The sequence below is a fragment of the Pseudomonas sp. B20(2017) genome (assembly GCF_002113125.1).
In the GTDB taxonomy this organism is placed as follows: domain Bacteria; phylum Pseudomonadota; class Gammaproteobacteria; order Pseudomonadales; family Pseudomonadaceae; genus Aquipseudomonas.
On sequence record NZ_NEJP01000007.1, the window covers coordinates 77,471 to 97,232 of the forward strand.

Genomic DNA, 19,762 nt, shown 5'->3' on the forward strand with positions numbered 1-19,762 from the left:
CGCCTGCTCAATCCGGATCGCCGCATGACCGACAGCTTCGTCACCCAGTGCCCGCATTGCCAAACCAGTTTCCGCGTCAGCCACGCTCAATTGAGCGTGGCCCGCGGGGTGGTTCGTTGCGGCTCCTGCCTGCAAGTGTTCAATGCCGCCAGGCAATTGCTGGAGCAACACGCAGGCAAGGAAGCGGTCACGCCGGTGGCACCGTTAACCAGCGAGCCGCCGGTCAGCGAGCCGACACCTGCCGAACCACCGGCCATCGTCGAAACGACCCAACCGCGCGCCATCAGCCAGAAGCAATGGAGCGCCGCCGAGCTGGATCTGGACAGTCTGGATCTGGACGAAGAACTGGCTCGCCTCGAGCAACGGGAAATCCAGCCGACCACCGAGTTCGGCCGCCCACGCGAAGACGCCCTGAGCGCTCGCCGCGACAGCCACGAACCGGAAGACACGACGTGGCCGGACAGCCTGTTCAGCGAACCGGCGGATGAGCGTGCACCGGAAGTCGAAGAGGAACCCGACGCCGTCGAGCCCGAGCCGGTCCGACCGGAACGCACCGAACCCTCGCTGTCGCTGGAGCCGGTGGATCTCGATGACGAACCACCTATCCCGCAACTGCGCCTGCACGATCCAATCGACCCGAATGCCCGCCGCGAACGCCTGTCGGCCAGCGATGACGTCGACGACGAACTGCCACTGATCGAACCTGCACGCAAAAAGCGTGAACGCGTCGAATCCAGCGTTCGCGCCGAAGCCTTGCAGGACCTGACCGACGACCCGCTGCAACTGGACTGGCAGAAACGCCGCTCGCCATGGGGCCGTCGCCTGCTCTGGCTGTTGCTGATCGCGCTGGCCGCCGCCGGCCTGGGCGGACAATACATCGCCTATCACTTCGATGAACTGGCTCGCCAGGATCAATACCGGCCGTGGTTCCAGCAACTGTGCCCGCAAGTCGGCTGCACAGTGCCGTCCAAGGTCGATATCGCCAAGATCAAGAGCAGCAACCTGGTGGTGCGCAGCCACCCGGAATTCAGCGGAGCGCTGGTAGTGGACGCGATCATCTATAACCGCGCGCCGTTCTCGCAGCCGTTTCCGCTGCTGGAGCTGCGCTTCGCCGACCTCAACGGTCACCTGATCGCCAGTCGTCGCTTCAAACCCGGCGAATACCTCAACGGCGACCTCGAAGGCATGGCGGAAATGCCGCCGCAGACGCCGATTCACATCGCCCTGGACATTCTCGATCCAGGCCCGAAAGCCGTGAACTACAGCCTGAGTTTTCACTCGCCCGAGTGAAACGCTTCACCGCTCCCGGATTGACGGCAGTTTTCTGACTGCACAGCACACGACCAAACCGGCGGTAATAACAGAATAACTGTTCAGATTTTGTTCAATTCAGCCTTTATCCAGTCATCGAGAGCGGGTATCATGCCAACCCTTTTTCGAACTCTCATGATCCGGCCCCACTTCAGGGAAGTCCTATGTCGGCGGTACGCATCGGCCCATATACATTGCAGAACGGCTTGATCCTCGCCCCGATGGCGGGCGTCACCGACCAGCCCTTTCGTCAGCTGTGCAAGCGTTTGGGCGCAGGGCTTGTAGTCTCGGAAATGGTCACCAGTGACATGAGCCTGTGGAACACCCGCAAGTCGCGCATGCGCATGATCCACGAGGGCGATCCCGAGCCACGCTCGGTGCAGATCGCCGGTGGCGACGCGCAGATGCTGGCGGATGCGGCCCGGGCTAACGTCGAGCTGGGCGCACAGATTATTGATATCAACATGGGTTGCCCGGCGAAGAAGGTCTGCAACAAGGCCGCCGGCTCCGCGTTGTTGAAGGATGAGGCACTGGTTACCGAGATCCTGCACGCCGTCGTGGCGGCAGTTGATGTGCCGGTGACCCTGAAGATCCGCACCGGATGGGATCGCGACAACAAGAACGGCCTGACCGTGGCGAAGATCGCCGAGCAGGCCGGGATCACGGCGCTGGCGGTGCATGGCCGTACCCGCGCCGACCTGTACACCGGCGAAGCCGAGTACGACACCATTGCCGCGATCAAGCAGGCGGTGTCGATTCCGGTCTTTGCCAACGGCGACATCGTATCGCCGGAAAAGGCCCGCTACGTGCTCGACGCGACCGGTGCCGACGGCCTGTTGATCGGCCGGGCTGCCCAGGGGCGGCCATGGATTTTTCGAGAGATCGAACACTTCCTGCGTACCGGCGAAAAACTGCCGGCGCCGGAGCTGATCGAGGTGGAACGCATTCTGCTTGAGCATCTGGCCGCCCTTCACGCCTTCTATGGGGACGTGATGGGTGTGCGAATTGCCCGCAAGCATGTGGGCTGGTATCTCGCAACCTTGCCGGGCGCCAGGGAATTTCGCGCCCACTTCAATCGTTTGGATGGTACGGAAACACAATGCGCCAACGTTCGGGAGTTCTTCGCCGAACGTTACAAGAGCCTGACAGGGGACGAAAAAGGGGTGGCCGCATGACGATGATGACCGAGACTTTAGTGAGTGGAACAACACCCGTGAGCGACAACGTGAATTTGAAACAGCACCTCAATACCCCGAGCGAAGAAGGCCAGACCCTTCGCGGGAGTGTCGAGAAGGCGCTGCACAATTATTTCGCCCACCTTGAGGGCGCGTCCGTCACGGACGTGTACAACCTGGTGCTCTCCGAAGTCGAGGCTCCCCTGCTCGAAAGCGTGATGAACTACGTCAAGGGCAACCAGACCAAGGCCAGCGAGCTGCTCGGACTGAACCGCGGCACGCTGCGCAAGAAACTCAAGCAGTACGATCTGCTGTAAGCATTCAATCAAACCAGAAAGGCGCCCGCGTAAAAAACGGTCGCCTTTTTTGCTGACTTCCCTTGCTTTTGATGGAAATTGAGATGACCGACCAGACTACCCGCCTGCCGATCCGCCGCGCCTTGATCAGCGTTTCCGACAAGACCGGGATCCTCGAATTCGCCAAAGAGCTCGAAGCTCTGGGCGTCGAGATCCTCTCCACCGGCGGGACGTTCAAGCTGCTGCGCGACAACGGTGTTGCCGCAGTGGAAGTCGCGGATTACACCGGTTTCGCAGAAATGATGGACGGTCGGGTGAAAACCCTGCACCCGAAAATCCACGGCGGGATCCTCGGTCGTCGCGGTATCGACGACGCCATCATGAACGAGCACGGCATCAAGCCGATCGATCTGGTGGCCGTCAACCTGTACCCGTTCGAAGCCACCATCAGCAAGCCAGGCTGCGACCTGCCGACCGCCATCGAGAACATCGACATCGGCGGTCCGACCATGGTCCGTTCGGCGGCGAAAAACCACAAAGACGTGGCCATCGTGGTGAATGCCAGCGATTACGCCAACGTCCTGGAAAACCTCAAGGCCGGCGGCCTGACCTACGCTCAGCGTTTCGACCTGATGCTCAAGGCGTTCGAACACACCGCCGCCTACGACGGCATGATCGCCAACTACATGGGCACTGTGAACCAGGCCGCTGACACCCTCAGCACTGAAGGTCGCAGCGAATTCCCGCGCACCTTCAACAGCCAGTTCATCAAGGCCCAGGAAATGCGCTACGGCGAAAACCCGCACCAGAGCGCGGCGTTCTACGTTGAGGCCAAGCCTGCCGAAGTCGGCATCGCCACCGCCACCCAATTGCAAGGCAAGGAACTGTCGTACAACAACGTGGCCGACACCGACGCCGCGCTGGAATGCGTGAAGAGTTTCGTCAAACCGGCCTGCGTGATCGTCAAGCACGCCAACCCGTGCGGCGTGGCCGTAAGCCCGGACGCCGAAGGCGGTATCCGTCAGGCCTACGAACTGGCCTACGCCACTGACACCGAATCGGCATTCGGCGGCATCATCGCCTTCAACCGTGAACTGGATGCCGAGACCGCCAAGGCGATCGTCGAGCGTCAGTTCGTTGAAGTGATCATCGCGCCAAGCGTCAGCGAAGAAGCCCGTGCCATCGTTGCTGCCAAGGCCAATGTGCGCCTGCTGGCCTGCGGCGAATGGTCGGCGGATCGAGTTCCGGCCTGGGACTACAAGCGCGTCAACGGCGGCCTGCTGGTACAGAGCCGCGACATCGGCATGATCGGCGCCGACGACCTGAAAGTGGTGACCAAGCGCGCCCCGACCGAACAGGAAGTCCACGACCTGATCTTCGCCTGGAAAGTGGCCAAGTTCGTCAAATCCAACGCCATCGTCTACGCCAAGAACCGTCAGACCATCGGTGTCGGCGCCGGTCAGATGAGCCGCGTGAACTCGGCGCGTATCGCCGCGATCAAGGCTGAGCACGCCGGTCTGCAAGTGGCCGGCTCGGTGATGGCGTCGGACGCGTTCTTCCCGTTCCGCGACGGTCTGGACAATGCGGCCAAGGTCGGTATCACTGCGGTGATCCAGCCAGGTGGCTCGATGCGTGATGCCGAGGTGATTGCTGCTGCTGATGAAGCCGGCATCGCGATGGTATTCACCGGCATGCGCCACTTCCGTCACTAAGTACACGATCCACTGTGGGAGCGAGCTTGCTCGCGAAGACGGCGGCACATTCAATTCAGATGTGACTGAAAATCCGCTTTCGCGAGCAAGCTCGCTCCCACAGAAAAGCGCCCCAGCGGCGCTCAACAGAATTAGCGTCATCCGAGGTTTTTGAAATGAATGTTTTGATCATTGGCAGCGGTGGCCGCGAACACGCCCTGGCCTGGAAAGTGGCTCAGGATCCGCGTGTGCAGAAAGTTTTCGTCGCACCGGGCAACGCCGGCACTGCGATTGAAGCCAAGTGCGAAAACGTCGCCATCGACGTGCTGGCCCTTGAGCAACTCGCCGACTTCGCCGAGAAAAACGTTTCCCTGACCATCGTCGGTCCGGAAGTACCATTGGTGGCCGGCGTCGTCGACCTGTTCCGCTCTCGTGGCCTGGACTGCTTCGGTCCGACCGCCGGTGCCGCGCAGCTGGAAGGCTCCAAAGCCTTTACCAAGGACTTCCTCGCGCGCCACAAAATCCCGACCGCCGACTACCAGAACTTCACCGAGATCGAGCCGGCGCTGGCTTATCTGCGTGAAAAAGGCGCACCGATCGTGATCAAGGCCGACGGCCTGGCCGCCGGTAAAGGCGTGATCGTTGCCATGACCCTGGCCGAAGCCGAAGACGCCGTGCGCGACATGCTCGCTGGCAATTCCTTTGGCGACGCCGGTTCGCGCGTTGTCATCGAAGAATTCCTCGACGGCGAAGAAGCCAGCTTCATCGTCATGGTCGACGGCAAGAACGTCCTGCCGATGGCCACCAGCCAGGACCACAAACGCGTCGGCGACGGCGACAGCGGCCCGAACACCGGCGGCATGGGTGCTTACTCCCCGGCTCCGGTTGTCACCGCCGACGTGCACCAGCGCGTGATGGACCAGGTGATCTGGCCGACCGTGCGCGGCATGGCCGACGAAGGCAACGTCTACACCGGTTTCCTGTACGCCGGTCTGATGATCGACAAGGCCGGCAATCCGAAGGTCATCGAGTTCAACTGCCGTTTCGGCGACCCGGAAACCCAACCGGTGATGCTGCGTCTGCAATCGAGCCTGGTGCTGCTGGTCGAAGCCGCACTGGCTCAGGCGCTGGACAAGGTTGAAGCGCAGTGGGATCCACGTCCGAGCGTCGGCATCGTGCTGGCCGCCGGCGGCTACCCGGGCGACTACGCCAAGGGCGCGCCGATCAACGGTCTGGATGCAGCCGCCACACTGGAAGGCAAGGTCTTCCACGCCGGGACTGCGCTCAAGGACGGCAACGTCGTGACGGCCGGTGGTCGGGTGCTTTGCGCCACCGCCATGGGCGCCAGCGTCGGCGCCGCCCAGGAGCAGGCCTACAAACTGGCCAAGGCCATCGATTGGGAAGGCTGCTTCTACCGCACCGACATCGGCTACCGCGCCATTGCCCGTGAACGCGGTGAGTCTCAGTAATAAGCTACGCTGTGTTTCCGGCAGGGGCTTATGGCCCTTGCCGGACTGTTCCGACGCTGCGCATCGTTATATTCTGGCATCAACCTACGAAGGGATTTCGCCGTGCGCTGGCTCAGGATTGCCATAGGCTTTACCGTCACGCTGTTGACCTTGCTCTGCATGCTCCCGGCCCAGGCCGCGCAAGGCAGTGGCTGGTCGGTATTGCTTGACGATCAGGGCAACCTCCAACTGAGCGACATCCGCTCCGCCCGCTACACCAATCAATTCAGCCCTATCGAGCTTGACCGCCTCACCGCGGCCGAACCCGATGGCGCCTTGTGGCTGCGCTTCAGGCTGGCGCCCGGCAAGCACGAACAAGTGCTGCGGATCTTCGCCCCAGACCTGTCGCACCTCAATCTGTATGTCCTAGACGGCGATCGCCTGATCGAACAGCGCGACACCGGCACCACCCAGCCCCAGGTGGAACGACCGCTGCCCAGCAGCGACTTCATGCTGCCGTTGCCGCAGAGCGACAAGCCCCTCGACGTTTACCTGCGACTGGTCTCCGATCACCAGTTGCGCCCTTACATCACCTTGCAATCGGCGGTGATGGGGGCGGCCAATCAAAACCAGACGCTGATTTACGGCCTGCTGTTCGGCTGTCTGGCGATGCTGATCCTGCACAACCTGATCCGCTACGCCTACACCCGCTCGCGCAGCAGCCTGTGGCTGGCAGTATGCGAAGGCCTGCTGAGCCTGAGTCTTTTGCTTTTGCTCAACCTCGCCGGCCCCTGGCTGCCGAACTGGCACGCGATCCAGACGCCCGGCGCCTACTTGGCCCTGCTGCTGACCGCCCCGGCGGGCCTGATGTTCGCCTACCGCTTCTTCGCCCCGCTCGGCTCGCATCCACTGAACAAGCTGTTGATCGGCGACATTCTGTTCATCGTGATCTGCAGCCTGCTGCTGTTGTTCGTCAACACCCTGCCGCTGAACATCATCACCTACGCGCTGGTCGCCCTCGCCGGTCTGAGCATGCTTCTGGTCGGCTTCTATCACTGGCAGAAAGGCTACCGTCCTGCCCGGCTGTTCGTTGCCGCCATGGTGGTATTCAACATCGGCACGCTGATCATCCTTCCGGCCTTGCTCGGGCTGACGCTGGTGCCGCCGCAGGGCTTGATCATGGTGTTGATGGGATTCATCTGCATCAGCGGCCTGTTGATGAGCATTGCCCTGGGTGAGCGCCAGCGCAGCATCACTGAGAGCAGTTTCAATATCAGCCGCGACCTTGCTGCAAGCAACGCCGAGATCAACGCCAAGGCAGAATTCCTGGCCAAGATCAGCCACGAGATCCGCACGCCGATGAACGGTGTGCTGGGGATGACCGAGTTACTGCTGGGCACCCCACTGTCGGTCAAGCAGCGCGATTACGTGCAAACCATCCATAGCGCCGGCAACGAACTGCTGACCCTGATAAATGAGATCCTCGACATCTCCCGGCTCGAGTCCGGGCAGATCGAACTGGACGACGTGCAGTTTGACCTCAACGCGCTGATCGACGATTGCCTGAGCATCTACCGCGCCAAGGCCGAGCAACAGAACGTCGAACTCATCAGTTTCATCCAGCCGCAAGTGCCACGGGTCATCAGCGGCGATCCGACACGTCTGCGCCAGACACTGCTGAGCCTGCTGGAAAACGCCCTGAAGAAAACCGAAGAAGGCGAAGTGCTGGTGGTGGTCGCCCTCGACGAGCGCAGCGCCGGCCCGCGCCTGCGCATTGCCGTGCAGGACAGCGGCCAGCCGATGGATCAGGAAGAGCGCGACGCGCTGATGCATGCCGAATTGCACAGCAAGCACTTCCTGTCGGCCAATCGCCTGGGCGGCAACCTCGGGCTGGTGATCGCCCGGCAACTGATCCGTTTGATGCAGGGCGAGTTCGGCATCAAGAGCGGCGCCAGCCAGGGCAGCACATTGTGGCTGACCCTGCCGCTGGATCCTGATCGCCTGGAGCATCCGACCTCGGACCTCGACAGCCCGCTGCAAGGCGCACGCGTGCTGGTGGTCGACGACAACGACACCTGCCGCAAGGTGCTGGTGCAGCAATGCAGCGCCTGGGGCCTGAACGTCAGCGCCGTGCCGTCGGGCAAGGAAGCGCTGGCCCTGCTGCGCACCAAGGCGCACCTGCGTGACTATTTCGACGTGGTCCTGCTGGACCAGAACATGCCCGGCATGACCGGCATGCAACTGGCGGCCAAGATCAAGGAAGACCCGAGCCTGAACCACGACATCCTGCTGATCATGCTAACCGGCATCAGCAATGCGCCGAGCAAGATCATCGCGCGCAACTCGGGGATCAAGCGCATCCTGGCCAAACCGGTGGCCGGCTACACCCTCAAGACCACGCTCGCCGACGAGCTCAATCAGCGCAACCGTGGCCAGGTGGTGTTCCAGCCGCAGGTCGCGAGCCCCGCCGCGCCGGTCAAGGTGCCAAGTGATTTCCGCATTCTGGTGGCCGAAGACAACACGATTTCCACCAAGGTGATCCGGGGCATGCTCGGCAAACTCAACCTGCAGCCGGACACCGCCAGCAACGGTGAAGAAGCCTTGCAGGCGATGAAAGCCCAGCGCTACGACCTGGTGTTGATGGACTGTGAAATGCCGATCCTCGATGGCTTCTCCGCCACCCAGCAACTACGGGCCTGGGAAGTCGGCAATCAGCGCATCCGCACGCCGATCGTGGCGCTGACCGCGCACATCCTCGCCGAACACAAGGAACGCGCGCGTCAGGCCGGGATGGACGGGCACATGGCCAAACCAGTGGAACTGTCGCAACTGCGTGAGTTGATCGAGCACTGGGTAGCCCAGCGTGATCAGCAAAACCGTATAGCTTCGACGTCTTGAGCAGAGGCGCGACTAAATTCGCGGTAAACCTCTGCTCAAGATGAGCCAGGTAACCTGACTGCCGAATGTGGCGTTAACCCAAGGCTGCCGTTGAAGCAGGATCAATTTCCGTATCCAGTTGCACGACGTTGCCGTTGACCTTATCCCTGACTTTCGCAGCAATTGCATCTCGCACTGGCTGGTAGAGCGTTTCTGACAGCCTCGCCTGTGCAGTACGGATGCAAACAGGCCCCTGGACTTCTTCGGTCTGAAAACGCGCCCATGGCGTGAAGCCGGTTTCCTGGCTAGTTTTGAACTCGAGATAGACACTGTCGAAAGTCGTTGGAGTGGGCGCCACAATTACCAGCATGTGTACATCTTTGAGTAACCGAGGTGTCGGGGGGTGTTCAGTTTCCGAGGGTTCTTCCATGTATTTGTGCATGACAGCCATGGCCGGCTCGGTGTTCGTGACACCTGCTGCGTGCGCCAATGCCTCAGCGAACATTTGCCCCTTTTCCAACATCGCAACGGCTTCCAGACTTGCAAGCCATTGAAGTGGTGTTTGGGTGATGCCGGCATTCACCTGCACGTCTCGACGCGTCCGCGAACTCCTGAGCCAAAAGTCGTCCAGAACATTGACATATGCGTCATACCAGTCCTGCCCAGGGTTTTTCTCGACTTTTTTGCTCGCCACCAGTTGCGCAAGCAATATCGAAGATACCAAATCGTCATAGGCCTGCACTTTGTGCTGTCTTGAGACAACCAATAGAGCCGAACCCACTGCCAATAAAAAAAAGTTATCCTTCACAGCCATCTCCATTATAAAAAGAGGGGCACTATCCAGTGCCCCTCCTGAATCAATCAGATTTCATATTCATCGATTTTTTCAACAGCGTTAACACCGAGCCTGATTTTGATTCTTTCACGTGTAGCGTCTGCGACCACCGTATTTTTGGCAAACACTGTTTCGCCGCGATACAAGTTCACATTACGAATATCAACATCGACAAACAGAACCTTGGTCGAAGTATTCTTGCGCTTGAAGCGCACCGCCCCCACCGCCATGATCGCTTCACCGGCAACTTCAGTGCATGCAGCGGCCGCCATGCCGCCAACACCGTTGTCCAGCAGATTTCGCTCATAGAGTGTCAATGCTGTATCACGCTTCTGAAGCGCCGCAACCGCATCGCCTGCGACCTTGAGCATCAATGCACTGGAAGATCCCGGCAATGCAATGCCGGCGATAACCGAGCCGAGAATTTCCAGCACCAGCTTGTCCATACGGACAGTGTTACCTCCGATGTGCAAGTCGTTGTAGTACTTGGAAACAGGTGTCCAGCCGGAGTCGGTCATCACCTGACGAAACAGTTGGTACCACTCCTTCCCCTGGTCTTCTTCGGGAAACTTTTTGTTAGCCACTAACGTCGCGAAGAGAAAGGCGTTTTGTGCATCCGACTTGTTATCGCCAGTGAGTTCACCGGTAAATGCCAGAACCCCCTCACCTACGATCGCCGCCTTGGACGGTTCTTCGACGGCCATTCCAGACACAGCGAAACTGCGAGATCGAATGTAACTCACATCATCCAGTTCATACTCATTGATATTTTCAACACAGGTAGCAATGTACCTATCAACAATAACTTGGCTATTCATTATAATAAATCCATAACTTGATTAATAACAAACCCCTCATGAGCTTGCAAAACAACAATAACCAAGCCAACAAATAACTACAAACAAGAACATGTAACACGATATCAAACCAACAACAAACCCCCGTCGCCCAACCGCACTCTTTCAATAAGATACTTCAACCAAAACATTTTTCAGACGCTGTGCACAGAGAGATCTTCAACTGATAGACTCAGACGCGACTCTCCTTTAGCGGGATTTAAAGATGCTCCACGTGTTGTTCAGTGTTTACCTAAAGATGCTGGTGCTCTACAGCCCGTTCTTCGTATTGTCCTGCTTCATCAGCCTGACCCGAGGTTATTCGCGCAAGGAACAACGGCGCCTGGCCTGGAAAGTGGCGATCGCCACCCTGATATCGAGCGTATTGCTGTATCTGTTCGGGCGGGTGATTTTCGATGTGTTCGGTATTACGGTGGATGCCTTCCGCATCGGTGCCGGCAGCGTACTGTTTATTTCGGCGCTGGGCATGGCGCAGGGCAAGTCGGCCGTGCAGACCGATAATGTGCAGCAGGACGTGACGATTGTCCCGCTGACCATTCCACTCACCGTCGGCCCCGGCACCATCGGTGCGCTGCTGGTGATGGGCGTCAGTCAACCGCACTGGGATGACAAGCTGATCGCGATCATGAGTATCGCTCTTGCCAGTTTCACGGTAGGCGTGGTGCTTTACCTGTCGAACCGCATCGAACGAATTCTGGGCGATCAGGGGTTGCAGATTGTCAGCCGACTCATGGGATTGTTTGTCTGTGCACTGGCTGCGCAGATCATCTTTACCGGGGTGAAGGGTTATCTTGGCTGACTCGCCCCCCATGAAATGAAAAAGCGGCTCCGAAGAGCCGCTTTTTTATGGCTCAGGTATTGGGTTTCTCGCCATACCAGCGTGGTGTGTACACCCAGTCACCACCGGTCGCCCGCGGAAAAGAGCAGGTTGTGGAGGATCCCACCAGCACCATGGTGCGCATGTCCACTTGTTCCGGCGTCAATGCGCCGAGTGTCGTCACCCGCAGCGTCTGCCCGGGGCGACCGATATCTCGGCCCAGCACCACCGGGGTTTGCGGCGCACGGTGCTGCGCGACGATTTCCAGCGCTCGCCCCAGTTGCCACGGACGGGCGCGGGAGATCGGGTTGTAGAACGCCAGAGCCAGATCCGCCTCGGCGGCCAGATCCAGACGCTTTTCGATGATCGACCACGGCTTGAGGTTGTCCGACAGCGACATCACGCAGAAGTCATGGCCCAGCGGCGCACCGGCCTGAGCGGCGGTGGCCAGCGACGCGGAAACCCCCGGCAGGATTTCCAGATCGACGCTGTGCCACGCCGGATCCGTCGACTCGTGCAACGCTTCGAGCACTGCGGCCGCCATGGCGAACACGCCCGGATCGCCGGACGAAACCACGATCACCGAACGGCCCTGAGCAGCGAGCCTGAAGGCGTGACGGGCACGCTGCATTTCTTCGCGGTTGTCGGTGCAATGCTGCACCTGATCGTCGCGGAACGGACCGGCCATGCGCACGTAGGTTTCGTAACCCAGCACATCGGTGGCGCGTGCCAGTTCGGCTTTCACCGCCGGCACCATCAACTCGGCCGCACCAGGGCCGAGGCCGATGACGGCCAGGCGACCACGCGGGCGACCGATCTGCGAAACATCCAGCGGCTGTTCGGCCACGGCGATGGCAATGTCGCGGGATGTTGTGATGATCCGGGCATTAGGGACTGCATCGCGGGCCAGTTCACCGATGTCACTCGCCGGCGCGACAAAGCGCAACGGCACCGCCAGTTCAAGCGCGGCGTCACGCAATGCCGGGCTGGCCATCTGAACATCAGCCGCCACCAGGCAGGCCAGCGATTGAATCGCCACACCGGCCTGCTGCAACGCATCGCGAATGGTGCCGGGAAGGTCAGTCACTTCTGAACCGACCGCCACCGCCACACTGCGTGGATAAATCAGCAACTCACTGGCGCTTGCCGCGCGGGCATCGCTGCCCACATGAATCGAGCGCTGCGCCTTTGGATCTTCCGGCAATTGCGCTTGCTCAAGCCACGGCGCAGCGCCGTCGATGCGCACGCTGTGGCCCGCGAGCAGATCGGAGACAAAGCGCTTGCCCTGCTCCAGATCGCCGAGGGCATAACCGCCGGGCGGGTTGAGCAGGCAAGTGCCGAAACGCAACTCGCCGCTGGTGGTGATCGCCGCTGCGACTTCAAGCGCAGACGCGATCTCGCGGGCCATGACATTCACCCCGCCGAGGCCACCGAGCAGCGGCACTACGGCACTGCCGTCTTCAGCCACGGCGAGCACCGGTGGCTCGACGCCCTTCTCCAGCAACAGCGGCGCCAGGGTACGAATGACAATGCCGGCTGCGCACAGGGCAATGATCGACGTGTCCTGCTGATACAGATCGCGCAGGGTCGCGCCGAAGTCGCTGTAAGTCAGGTCGGCGCCTTCGACGCGCCCTTTCAGTCCGTGAATCTGTGCAGCCGGATAGACCTGCTGCAGGCGACGGGCCGTGGCCAGCGCGCCCTGGCCGAGAATGACGATGGCCGGTGTGGAATGGGTCATCAGCCTTGCCACCGTTCGCCGGGAACAATGATCAGCGAGAAGTACGGCGACGACATCGGCTCGACCTCATCCAGCGGCACGATCTTCTGGTTGGCCATGGTCGCGCGCTCGACGTACAGCGCACGCTCGGCCAGGCCCAACTCGCCCAACACCTCACGCACTTTTGGAAAGTTGCGCCCCAGTTTCATGATCACCGCCGCGTCGGCGTCGGCCAGGCGACGCTTGAGCTCGTCATGAGGCAGCACGCCGGACAGCACCGACAGACTCTGATTGCGATACACCAGCGGCGCGCCCAGTACCGAAGCACCACCGAGCATCGAGCAGACGCCCGGCACCACTTCGGCTTCGTAGCGGCTCGCGAGGCGATCATGCAGGTACATGTAGGAGCCGTAGAAGAACGGGTCACCTTCGCAGATCACCGCCACGTCGCGACCGGCGTCCAGATGCACGGCCACTTCCTCGGCAGCGTCATCGTAGAAATCGCTGATCACCTGTTCGTAGGACAGCGGCGCCGGCAGCACTTCGGTGGTCACCGGGTACACCAGCGGCAGCAGGTTCTGCGCGTCCTGCAGGTGCGCTTCGATGATGCCGAACGCGTTGCCTTTCTTGCCCTTGGCCACGAAATACGCCACCACCGGTGATTCGCGCAGCAGGCGCAGGGCCTTGACGGTAATCAGTTCCGGATCACCGGGGCCGACGCCCAGGCCAATCAATCGTCCTTTAGCCTGCATTATTCGATCTCCGTGGCGAGGGCATTGACCGCAGCGGCGGCCATGGCGCTGCCGCCGAGTCGGCCCTGCATGATCACGAACGGCACGCCACGGCTGTTGGCGGCGAGCTCGGCCTTGGATTCGGCGGCGCCGACGAAGCCCACCGGGAAGCCGAGGATCAGCGCCGGTTTCGGGGCGCCGGCATCGAGCATTTCCAGCAGATAGAACAGCGCGGTCGGCGCGTTGCCGATCACCACCACACTGCCTTCCAGATGCGGACGCCACAGTTCCAGCGCCGCTGCCGAGCGAGTGTTGCCCAGCTCGCGCGCCAGCTCCGGCACGCTGTCGTCGCGCAGGGTGCAGATCACTTGGTTGTTGGCCGGCAGGCGCGCACGGGTCACGCCCTCGGAAACCATCCGCGCATCGCACAGGATCGGCGCACCGGCAGCCAGCGCATCGCGCCCGGCCTTGCCCGCGCCTTCGGAGAATTGCAGCCCGTCGATGGCCTCGACCATGCCGCAGGCGTGGATCACCCGCACGGCGAGTTTTTCCAGGTCGGCCGGGATGCGAGCCAGGTTGGCCTCGCTGCGAATGATCGCGAAGGAGTTGCGATAGATCTCCTGACCGTCGCGGATGTAATCAAGCATCAAGGGGGCTCCGTGAGCGGGCGGCGAGCAAAGTCGCGGCCGCTTCGATAGTAAGGTTGTGAGCGTGCAGCGCGCCGAAACCCGGCAGCGCTGCATCGCGAAAATAGAGATCGTAGTGACCGGGGCCGACCGCCAGCAGAGTCACCGCAGCCCGATGCGCGGCGGCGCAGGAACGCGGGCAGCCGGACAGGTGCACATCCATGGCGTGTGGCAACAGCGCAGCCAGCAGGCGGGCATCGTGTTTGGTGTCGGCCAGGCCTTTGCCGCAACCGTTGGCGCCGGTGCAGGCGATCAGGTGTGACAACGGATCTTCGGTCTGGGTCAGCAGGTTCAGCCTGCCCAGAGCATCGATCAATCGAACCGCATCCGCTTCCCGAACATTGGGCAGCAACAGGCTCTGCCAAGGGGTGAATCGCAGGCTGCCGTCGCCAAAGGTTCTGGCCAGTTGCGCAGCGCCACGCAGCATGTCGGGATCAAGACGACCGAGCGCTGGTGCGACACCGACATAGACCAGACCTGCCGTTTGCTGAGGGTGGATGTTGATGTGCAAACCCTCGGACCCGGCTTCGCGCTGCCAATCGGTGGCAATCTGGAGATTGATCCGCTGAGCGAGTTTTTCCAGGAACACCGGCACCGGACATTCATCCAGCAGATGACGCATTCGCGTCTGCTCCGGCCGGGCCAGATCGAGGAACAACTCCAGCACCGCCACTACCAGCGCATGTCCGTCCGCAAGCGCCACGGCAGCCAGCGGTCGGTCCGTCGGGCAACCCGCCAGGCCGAATGCCAACAGCGTATCGCCACGCTCTTCGAATGCCGACAACCACAGGTCATGGGGATGTTCGAGCATCGCCAGCGCTTCACCGCCATCCAGTTGCACGGCGAACTTGGCGCTCAGCCCATGGAAACGCGGATGACTTTGCAGGGTTTCGAGGATCTGACTGGCCAATGGACGGGTATCGAAACGCATCTGCCGATCGATACCGGCAGCCGGGCTGAGCATCAGGTTGCGCACATCATCGCCGGCAGTGGTGCGCGGCCCCAGACCGGCGGCCAGCAGGCTTTCAATCAGCGCTGCGGAATGCTCACCGATTCCACGAATCTGCAGATTGGCGCGGTTAGTCGCCTCAATCACGCCCCCGGCATATCGATCGGCCGCATCGGCCACCGCGTCAGCCTGATCAGCGGTAATCGTCCCGCCATCAAGCTTGATCCGACAGATCCCGCCATCCAGTGCCTGGACAATACGCAACAACCCCGGACAAGCCGAGGGGCGCAAGACGGATGAATTCGGCTGTTCGTTCAAGGTGTGACCGGTTGGCTGGACGTACGGGGCGGGCGAAAGGTCGCCATTATGCCTGCTTTGCCCGACATCATGAAAAGCCTCCCGGTCGGAATCAGCAATTGGATTACTGAAGTTCGGGCCGCAGCGGGCCGGAACCGTTCAGATCAGATATTGCTCGATTTTTGTGGATTGCTTTCTGAGTGCGGCTTCGACACTGGGCCGGCGCGCTTCAATGACTCGCGGGCTGATGACGACTCGTCGCGCCCGGATGTCCAGCTGGGTCATGGATTGTGAAATGTTCCAGAACAGATACTGAGAATTAAGGCTCGACTTGATGAATCGGACATGGGTAATGACCATTTCCATTTCGCCGTCAGCGTTGTAGCTGACGGGCACTATTTTGAGATCGAAGACCTTGTCACTGACACCTTTGATTTTTTGCAACAGGTCGACTTGTTTTTCCAGACTGGCGAGCCCGGCTTCGACACCTGCAACTTGCTCAGCGGGGAGAATACCGTTTGCCAGGTTCGACCAAGCCTGTTGAACACTTCCCGAAAAGTTCGGCTTGACGTATTCAAAACCAGGCTGATCACGATTCCAGCCGTGTGACCACAAAACATCGGCGTAATAGTCAATCCAGCGCCCCGGCCTGGTTTCGCTGTTATAAATCTTGTCTGCCTGCTCCAGCGCCAACAGGTTACAACTCAATGCAAATTGGTAGTCCTCGGCACCCAGCCCTTCTATTCCCGTCAGCAGAATATTACCGAACAGTGTGGCCTGATATTTTGAATCTGTTAATACTTTCATACCTTCCATTCCCTTATGCGCAATTCGCGCTTACTCCATCGATTGATTTAGCAATACAACAAGTTACAACCACACTAACAAAACTTCTTTTTAAAAAAACACCGATTCAACAACATTAAATTTCAAAATTCCGAAAGAGGCTTGCGACAATCGAACCGCGTCAGCTTATTGAAGCCGCGCTATCATGCCGTCCGTGTAGAGCGTGAACATTCGGATAAGGAACGGCATGACACCCTGGCTGACAGTTGTAGGTATCGGTGAAGACGGCTTCAAGGGTCTGGGCAAGAATGCCCGGCGCGCCCTGATGGACGCCTCGCGGATTGTCGGCGGCCAACGCCAGCTGGATCTGTTGCCAGTGTGCATCCGTGGCGAGCGCCAGTTGTGGCCGAGCCCGTTTTCGCTGGCTCCGGTTCTCGAGCGTCGCGGCGAAGCCGTGTGCGTGCTGGCCAGCGGTGATCCGATGTTTTTCGGCGTCGGTGCGAGTCTGGCGCGGCAAGTGCCGGGGGCCGAGATGCTGGTGCTACCGGCGCCATCCTCGTGCTCGCTGGCAGCGGCCCGACTGGGCTGGCCGTTGCAAGACGTCAGCGTGCTTTCGCTGGTAGCCCGCCCGCTTGCGACCCTCAATAGTCAGTTGTCCAGCGGCGTGCGCCTGTTGCTGCTGAGCAATGACGGACAAAGTCCGGCGGCTGTTGCAGCATTGCTGCGTGAGCGCGGATTCGGCGCCAGTCGCCTGAGCGTCCTGGAACATCTGAGCGGCAGCGCCGAGCGCCGGATCGACGGCACCGCCAACGACTGGAACGATCCGCTCATTGCCGACCTCAACGTGATCGCCATCGAGTGCCTCGCCGATCCGCAGACACCGCGCCTGTCGCGCCTCGCCGGCTTGCCGGATTCGGCCTTCCAGCATGACGGCCAACTGACCAAACGCGACGTGCGCGCGATCACCCTCGCCCGCCTCGCCCCGACACCGGGCGAATTGCTGTGGGATGTCGGCGCGGGCAGCGGTTCGATCGGCATCGAGTGGATGCGCGCTCACCCGAGTTGCCGCGCGCTCGCCATCGAAGCCGACGATGGTCGCCAGCAACTGATCGAACTCAACCGCGATACCTTGGGCGTTCCCGGCCTGCAATTGATTCGCGGCAGCGCCCCGCAGGCGCTAGCCGGACTGGAGCGCCCGGACGCGATTTTCATCGGCGGCGGCGTGACCCGCGAAGGCGTGCTCGACACCTGCTGGGAACAACTCAAACCCGGTGGGCGACTGGTCGCCAACGCCGTGACCCTGCAAAGCGAAATGACCTTGATGAGCTGGCGTGAACGCCACGGCGGCGAGCTGACTCGCATCCACATCGCTCAAGCCCAGCCGCTCGGCGAGTTCGATACCTGGCGCCAGGCCCTGCCGATCACCCTGCTCGATCTGGTCAAACCCCTCGATGCGTGACGAAACCGCCGAACAACCCGCCCCCCTGCGCAGCGGCCTGACTACCGGCAGCTGCGCCACGGCCACCAGCCTCGCGGCTGCCCGCCTGCTGCTCGGCGGAGCGGTAGCGGACGTCGTGCAGATCGTACTGCCCAAGGGCAAGCAGGTGCAGATGCGCCTGGAGTTCTGTCGGCTGACCGAGAACGGTGCCGAAGCCGGGACGATCAAAGATGCGGGCGATGATCCGGACGTGACTCACGGCGCCCTGCTCTACTCCCGCGTGCAACTGATCGACGAGCCGGGCATCCGCTTCATCGCCGGCAAAGGCGTCGGCACCGTCACCCGCCCGGGGCTGGTGCTGGGCGTCGGCGAACCCGCGATCAACCCGGTGCCACGCAAGATGATCAGCGATCACCTGACCCTGCTCGCCGAGGAAACCGGCTATCGCGGCGGCTTCGAGGTGACGGTCAATGTCGAGGGCGGCGAGGCCCTGGCGCTGAAAACCATGAACCCGCGTCTGGGCATTCTCGGCGGCCTGTCGATCCTCGGCACCAGCGGCATCGTCCGGCCGTTTTCCTGCGCGGCGTACATCGCCTCGATCCATCAAGGCATCGACGTGGCGAAAACCAACGGCTACCTGCACATCGCCGCCTGCACCGGCAACGCCAGCGAAGACACCATGCGCCGGGTCTACAACCTGCCGGAAATTGCCCTGATCGAAATGGGCGACTTCGTCGGCGCCGTGCTCAAGCACCTGCGCAAAGTACCGGTGGATAAACTCAGCCTGTGCGGCGGCTTCGGCAAGATCAGCAAATTGGCGGCCGGGCACATGGATCTGCACTCGCGCCATTCGAGCATCGACCTGCCGCAACTGGCCGAATGGGCGGCGGCGATTGGTGCTGACGATGCGTTGCAGCTAGCCATTCGCGGGGCGAACACCAGTCAGCAGGCGTTGGCGATGGCCAGTGCGGCGGGTGTTGCGCTGGGCGATGAGGTCTGCCGCCATGCTCTGGAATTTGCCCGCAGCGTGGTGCCGGCGCAGGTGCAGGTCGAGGTGTTTGCGATTGATCGTCAGGGCGGCATCGTCGGCCATGCGGGGGCTTTTGTATGAAACGGATTCTGTTGCTGGGCGGCGTGACTGAAGCGTTGGCCATCGCGCGCACCTTGGGGCCGGAACACATTTACAGCCTGGCCGGGGTGGGCCGGGTGCCGACCGATCTGACGTGTCAGGTGCGCGTCGGCGGCTACGGCGGAGCGGAAGGTCTGGCGCAGTTCATTCGCGACGAAGGCATCACGCTTTTGCTCGACGCCACCCATCCGTACGCCGCGCAAATCGGCCACAACGCCGCCACCGCTGCGCAACTCACCGGCATCCCCTGCTGGGCCCTGCGTCGCCCGGCGTGGCAACCGCAACCGGGCGATGACTGGCGCGAAGTCGCCGACTGGGCCGAACTGATCACGGCCCTCAAACCCTTCCGCCGCCCACTGTTCACCCTTGGCCGCGAACCGCTGCAACACCTCGACGAAATCCCCGCGCATCAGTTCTGGACCCTGCGCGCCCTCGACGTCTACCCCGGCAACGAACGCTGCGAAGTCATCGGCGCCCGGGGACCGTTTCTGCTGGAGGATGAACGGGCGCTGTTCGAACGCCGGCAGATCGACGTGCTGATCAGCAAGAACAGCGGCAGCACCGCGACTGAGCCGAAACTGGACGTGGCGCGGGAGCTTGGGGTGCCGGTGATGGTGTTGAAGCGACCGGTGTTGGCGGGGGTTGATCGGGAGTTTTGGACGCTTCAAGAAACACTTGTTGAATTGGAGACAATCAATTCCTGAGGCAAGATCCACGGCTTG

Annotated in this window: 17 protein-coding genes; 10 read left to right on the forward strand and 7 right to left on the reverse strand. The window is 61.2% G+C overall.

All coding sequences use genetic code 11. From position 1 onward, the window contains the following. The first annotated feature begins 24 nt into the window (after positions 1–24). The 6 genes from CAF63_RS12305 to CAF63_RS12330 all read left to right on the forward strand — a co-directional run bounded on the left by CAF63_RS12305 (position 25) and on the right by CAF63_RS12330 (position 8,819). The gene (locus tag CAF63_RS12305) at positions 25–1,290 is read left to right on the forward strand and encodes a DUF3426 domain-containing protein (protein ID WP_085684956.1); all 1,266 of its coding nucleotides are present in this window, start codon (positions 25–27) and stop codon (positions 1,288–1,290) included. Positions 1,291–1,475: 185 nt separating this feature from the next. After that, positions 1,476–2,486, forward strand: coding sequence for a tRNA dihydrouridine synthase DusB (gene dusB / locus CAF63_RS12310; RefSeq protein ID WP_085684959.1), 1,011 nt, complete (start codon positions 1,476–1,478; stop codon positions 2,484–2,486). Further along, a complete protein-coding gene (gene fis, locus CAF63_RS12315) occupies positions 2,483–2,803 on the forward strand; it encodes a DNA-binding transcriptional regulator Fis (protein WP_002555375.1) in 321 nt (106 codons plus the stop codon). Before dusB ends, fis begins: the two co-directional genes overlap by 4 nt. A gap of 83 nt (positions 2,804–2,886) precedes the next feature. Next, the gene (purH, locus tag CAF63_RS12320; protein ID WP_085684962.1) at positions 2,887–4,494 is read left to right on the forward strand and encodes a bifunctional phosphoribosylaminoimidazolecarboxamide formyltransferase/IMP cyclohydrolase; all 1,608 of its coding nucleotides are present in this window, start codon (positions 2,887–2,889) and stop codon (positions 4,492–4,494) included. A 155-nt stretch (positions 4,495–4,649) separates the two neighbouring features. Further along, positions 4,650–5,942 carry a phosphoribosylamine--glycine ligase gene (purD, locus tag CAF63_RS12325; RefSeq protein ID WP_085684965.1) on the forward strand — a complete coding sequence of 431 codons (1,293 nt, stop codon included), beginning with the start codon at positions 4,650–4,652 and terminating at the stop codon, positions 5,940–5,942. A 102-nt stretch (positions 5,943–6,044) separates the two neighbouring features. After that, positions 6,045–8,819 (forward strand): hybrid sensor histidine kinase/response regulator, encoded by a 2,775-nt coding sequence (locus tag CAF63_RS12330; protein ID WP_085684967.1) that lies wholly within the window; start codon positions 6,045–6,047, stop codon positions 8,817–8,819. 73 nt (positions 8,820–8,892) lie between these two features. Here CAF63_RS12330 and CAF63_RS12335 read toward each other — a convergent pair whose 3' ends face one another. Further along, positions 8,893–9,606, reverse strand: coding sequence for a hypothetical protein (locus CAF63_RS12335; RefSeq protein ID WP_143492450.1), 714 nt, complete (start codon positions 9,604–9,606; stop codon positions 8,893–8,895). A 53-nt stretch (positions 9,607–9,659) separates the two neighbouring features. Continuing rightward, positions 9,660–10,451, reverse strand: coding sequence for a hypothetical protein (locus CAF63_RS12340; RefSeq protein WP_085684973.1), 792 nt, complete (start codon positions 10,449–10,451; stop codon positions 9,660–9,662). Positions 10,452–10,695: 244 nt separating this feature from the next. Between CAF63_RS12340 and CAF63_RS12345 the strand changes: the two genes are divergently transcribed. Next, positions 10,696–11,289: a MarC family protein gene (locus CAF63_RS12345; RefSeq protein ID WP_085684976.1), complete on the forward strand. Its 594-nt coding sequence runs from the start codon at positions 10,696–10,698 to the stop codon at positions 11,287–11,289. A gap of 52 nt (positions 11,290–11,341) precedes the next feature. Here CAF63_RS12345 and cobJ read toward each other — a convergent pair whose 3' ends face one another. The 5 genes from cobJ to CAF63_RS12370 form a co-directional block, all read right to left on the reverse strand. After that, positions 11,342–13,045 carry a precorrin-3B C(17)-methyltransferase gene (cobJ, locus tag CAF63_RS12350; RefSeq protein WP_085684979.1) on the reverse strand — a complete coding sequence of 568 codons (1,704 nt, stop codon included), beginning with the start codon at positions 13,043–13,045 and terminating at the stop codon, positions 11,342–11,344. Next, the gene (locus CAF63_RS12355) at positions 13,045–13,776 is read right to left on the reverse strand and encodes a precorrin-2 C(20)-methyltransferase (RefSeq protein WP_085684982.1); all 732 of its coding nucleotides are present in this window, start codon (positions 13,774–13,776) and stop codon (positions 13,045–13,047) included. Before CAF63_RS12355 ends, cobJ begins: the two co-directional genes overlap by 1 nt. Further along, the gene (locus CAF63_RS12360) at positions 13,776–14,402 is read right to left on the reverse strand and encodes a precorrin-8X methylmutase (RefSeq protein ID WP_011332253.1); all 627 of its coding nucleotides are present in this window, start codon (positions 14,400–14,402) and stop codon (positions 13,776–13,778) included. The genes CAF63_RS12355 and CAF63_RS12360 overlap by 1 nt, the downstream gene beginning before the upstream one ends. Then, complete coding sequence (gene cobG, locus CAF63_RS12365) at positions 14,395–15,708, reverse strand: precorrin-3B synthase (RefSeq protein WP_085684986.1); 1,314 nt, start codon at positions 15,706–15,708, stop codon at positions 14,395–14,397. Before cobG ends, CAF63_RS12360 begins: the two co-directional genes overlap by 8 nt. A gap of 138 nt (positions 15,709–15,846) precedes the next feature. Next, positions 15,847–16,494, reverse strand: coding sequence for a hypothetical protein (locus CAF63_RS12370; protein WP_256574510.1), 648 nt, complete (start codon positions 16,492–16,494; stop codon positions 15,847–15,849). A 226-nt stretch (positions 16,495–16,720) separates the two neighbouring features. On the opposite strand from CAF63_RS12370, the gene cbiE reads away from it, so the two are divergent. Genes cbiE through CAF63_RS12385 form a run of 3 tightly spaced genes read left to right on the forward strand, consistent with a single transcriptional unit; the run spans position 16,721 to position 19,744 of the window. After that, positions 16,721–17,932 (forward strand): precorrin-6y C5,15-methyltransferase (decarboxylating) subunit CbiE, encoded by a 1,212-nt coding sequence (gene cbiE, locus CAF63_RS12375; RefSeq protein WP_085684991.1) that lies wholly within the window; start codon positions 16,721–16,723, stop codon positions 17,930–17,932. Next, positions 17,925–19,022, forward strand: a complete 1,098-nt coding sequence (locus tag CAF63_RS12380; protein WP_085684994.1) for a cobalt-precorrin-5B (C(1))-methyltransferase — start codon at positions 17,925–17,927, stop codon at positions 19,020–19,022. Before cbiE ends, CAF63_RS12380 begins: the two co-directional genes overlap by 8 nt. Next, positions 19,019–19,744, forward strand: a complete 726-nt coding sequence (locus CAF63_RS12385) for a cobalt-precorrin-6A reductase (protein WP_085684997.1) — start codon at positions 19,019–19,021, stop codon at positions 19,742–19,744. Before CAF63_RS12380 ends, CAF63_RS12385 begins: the two co-directional genes overlap by 4 nt. Positions 19,745–19,762: the final 18 nt, after the last annotated feature.

Coding starts and splice junctions, on each gene's coding strand:
- CAF63_RS12305 (WP_085684956.1), top strand. CDS start 25: ATGACCGACAGCTTCGTCACCCAGTGCCCGCATTGCCAAACCAGTTTC.
- dusB (WP_085684959.1), top strand. CDS start 1,476: ATGTCGGCGGTACGCATCGGCCCATATACATTGCAGAACGGCTTGATC.
- fis (WP_002555375.1), top strand. CDS start 2,483: ATGACGATGATGACCGAGACTTTAGTGAGTGGAACAACACCCGTGAGC.
- purH (WP_085684962.1), top strand. CDS start 2,887: ATGACCGACCAGACTACCCGCCTGCCGATCCGCCGCGCCTTGATCAGC.
- purD (WP_085684965.1), top strand. CDS start 4,650: ATGAATGTTTTGATCATTGGCAGCGGTGGCCGCGAACACGCCCTGGCC.
- CAF63_RS12340 (WP_085684973.1), bottom strand. CDS start 10,451: ATGAATAGCCAAGTTATTGTTGATAGGTACATTGCTACCTGTGTTGAA.
- CAF63_RS12345 (WP_085684976.1), top strand. CDS start 10,696: ATGCTCCACGTGTTGTTCAGTGTTTACCTAAAGATGCTGGTGCTCTAC.
- cobJ (WP_085684979.1), bottom strand. CDS start 13,045: ATGACCCATTCCACACCGGCCATCGTCATTCTCGGCCAGGGCGCGCTG.
- CAF63_RS12355 (WP_085684982.1), bottom strand. CDS start 13,776: ATGCAGGCTAAAGGACGATTGATTGGCCTGGGCGTCGGCCCCGGTGAT.
- CAF63_RS12360 (WP_011332253.1), bottom strand. CDS start 14,402: ATGCTTGATTACATCCGCGACGGTCAGGAGATCTATCGCAACTCCTTC.
- CAF63_RS12370 (WP_256574510.1), bottom strand. CDS start 16,494: ATGAAAGTATTAACAGATTCAAAATATCAGGCCACACTGTTCGGTAAT.
- cbiE (WP_085684991.1), top strand. CDS start 16,721: ATGACACCCTGGCTGACAGTTGTAGGTATCGGTGAAGACGGCTTCAAG.
- CAF63_RS12380 (WP_085684994.1), top strand. CDS start 17,925: ATGCGTGACGAAACCGCCGAACAACCCGCCCCCCTGCGCAGCGGCCTG.
- CAF63_RS12385 (WP_085684997.1), top strand. CDS start 19,019: ATGAAACGGATTCTGTTGCTGGGCGGCGTGACTGAAGCGTTGGCCATC.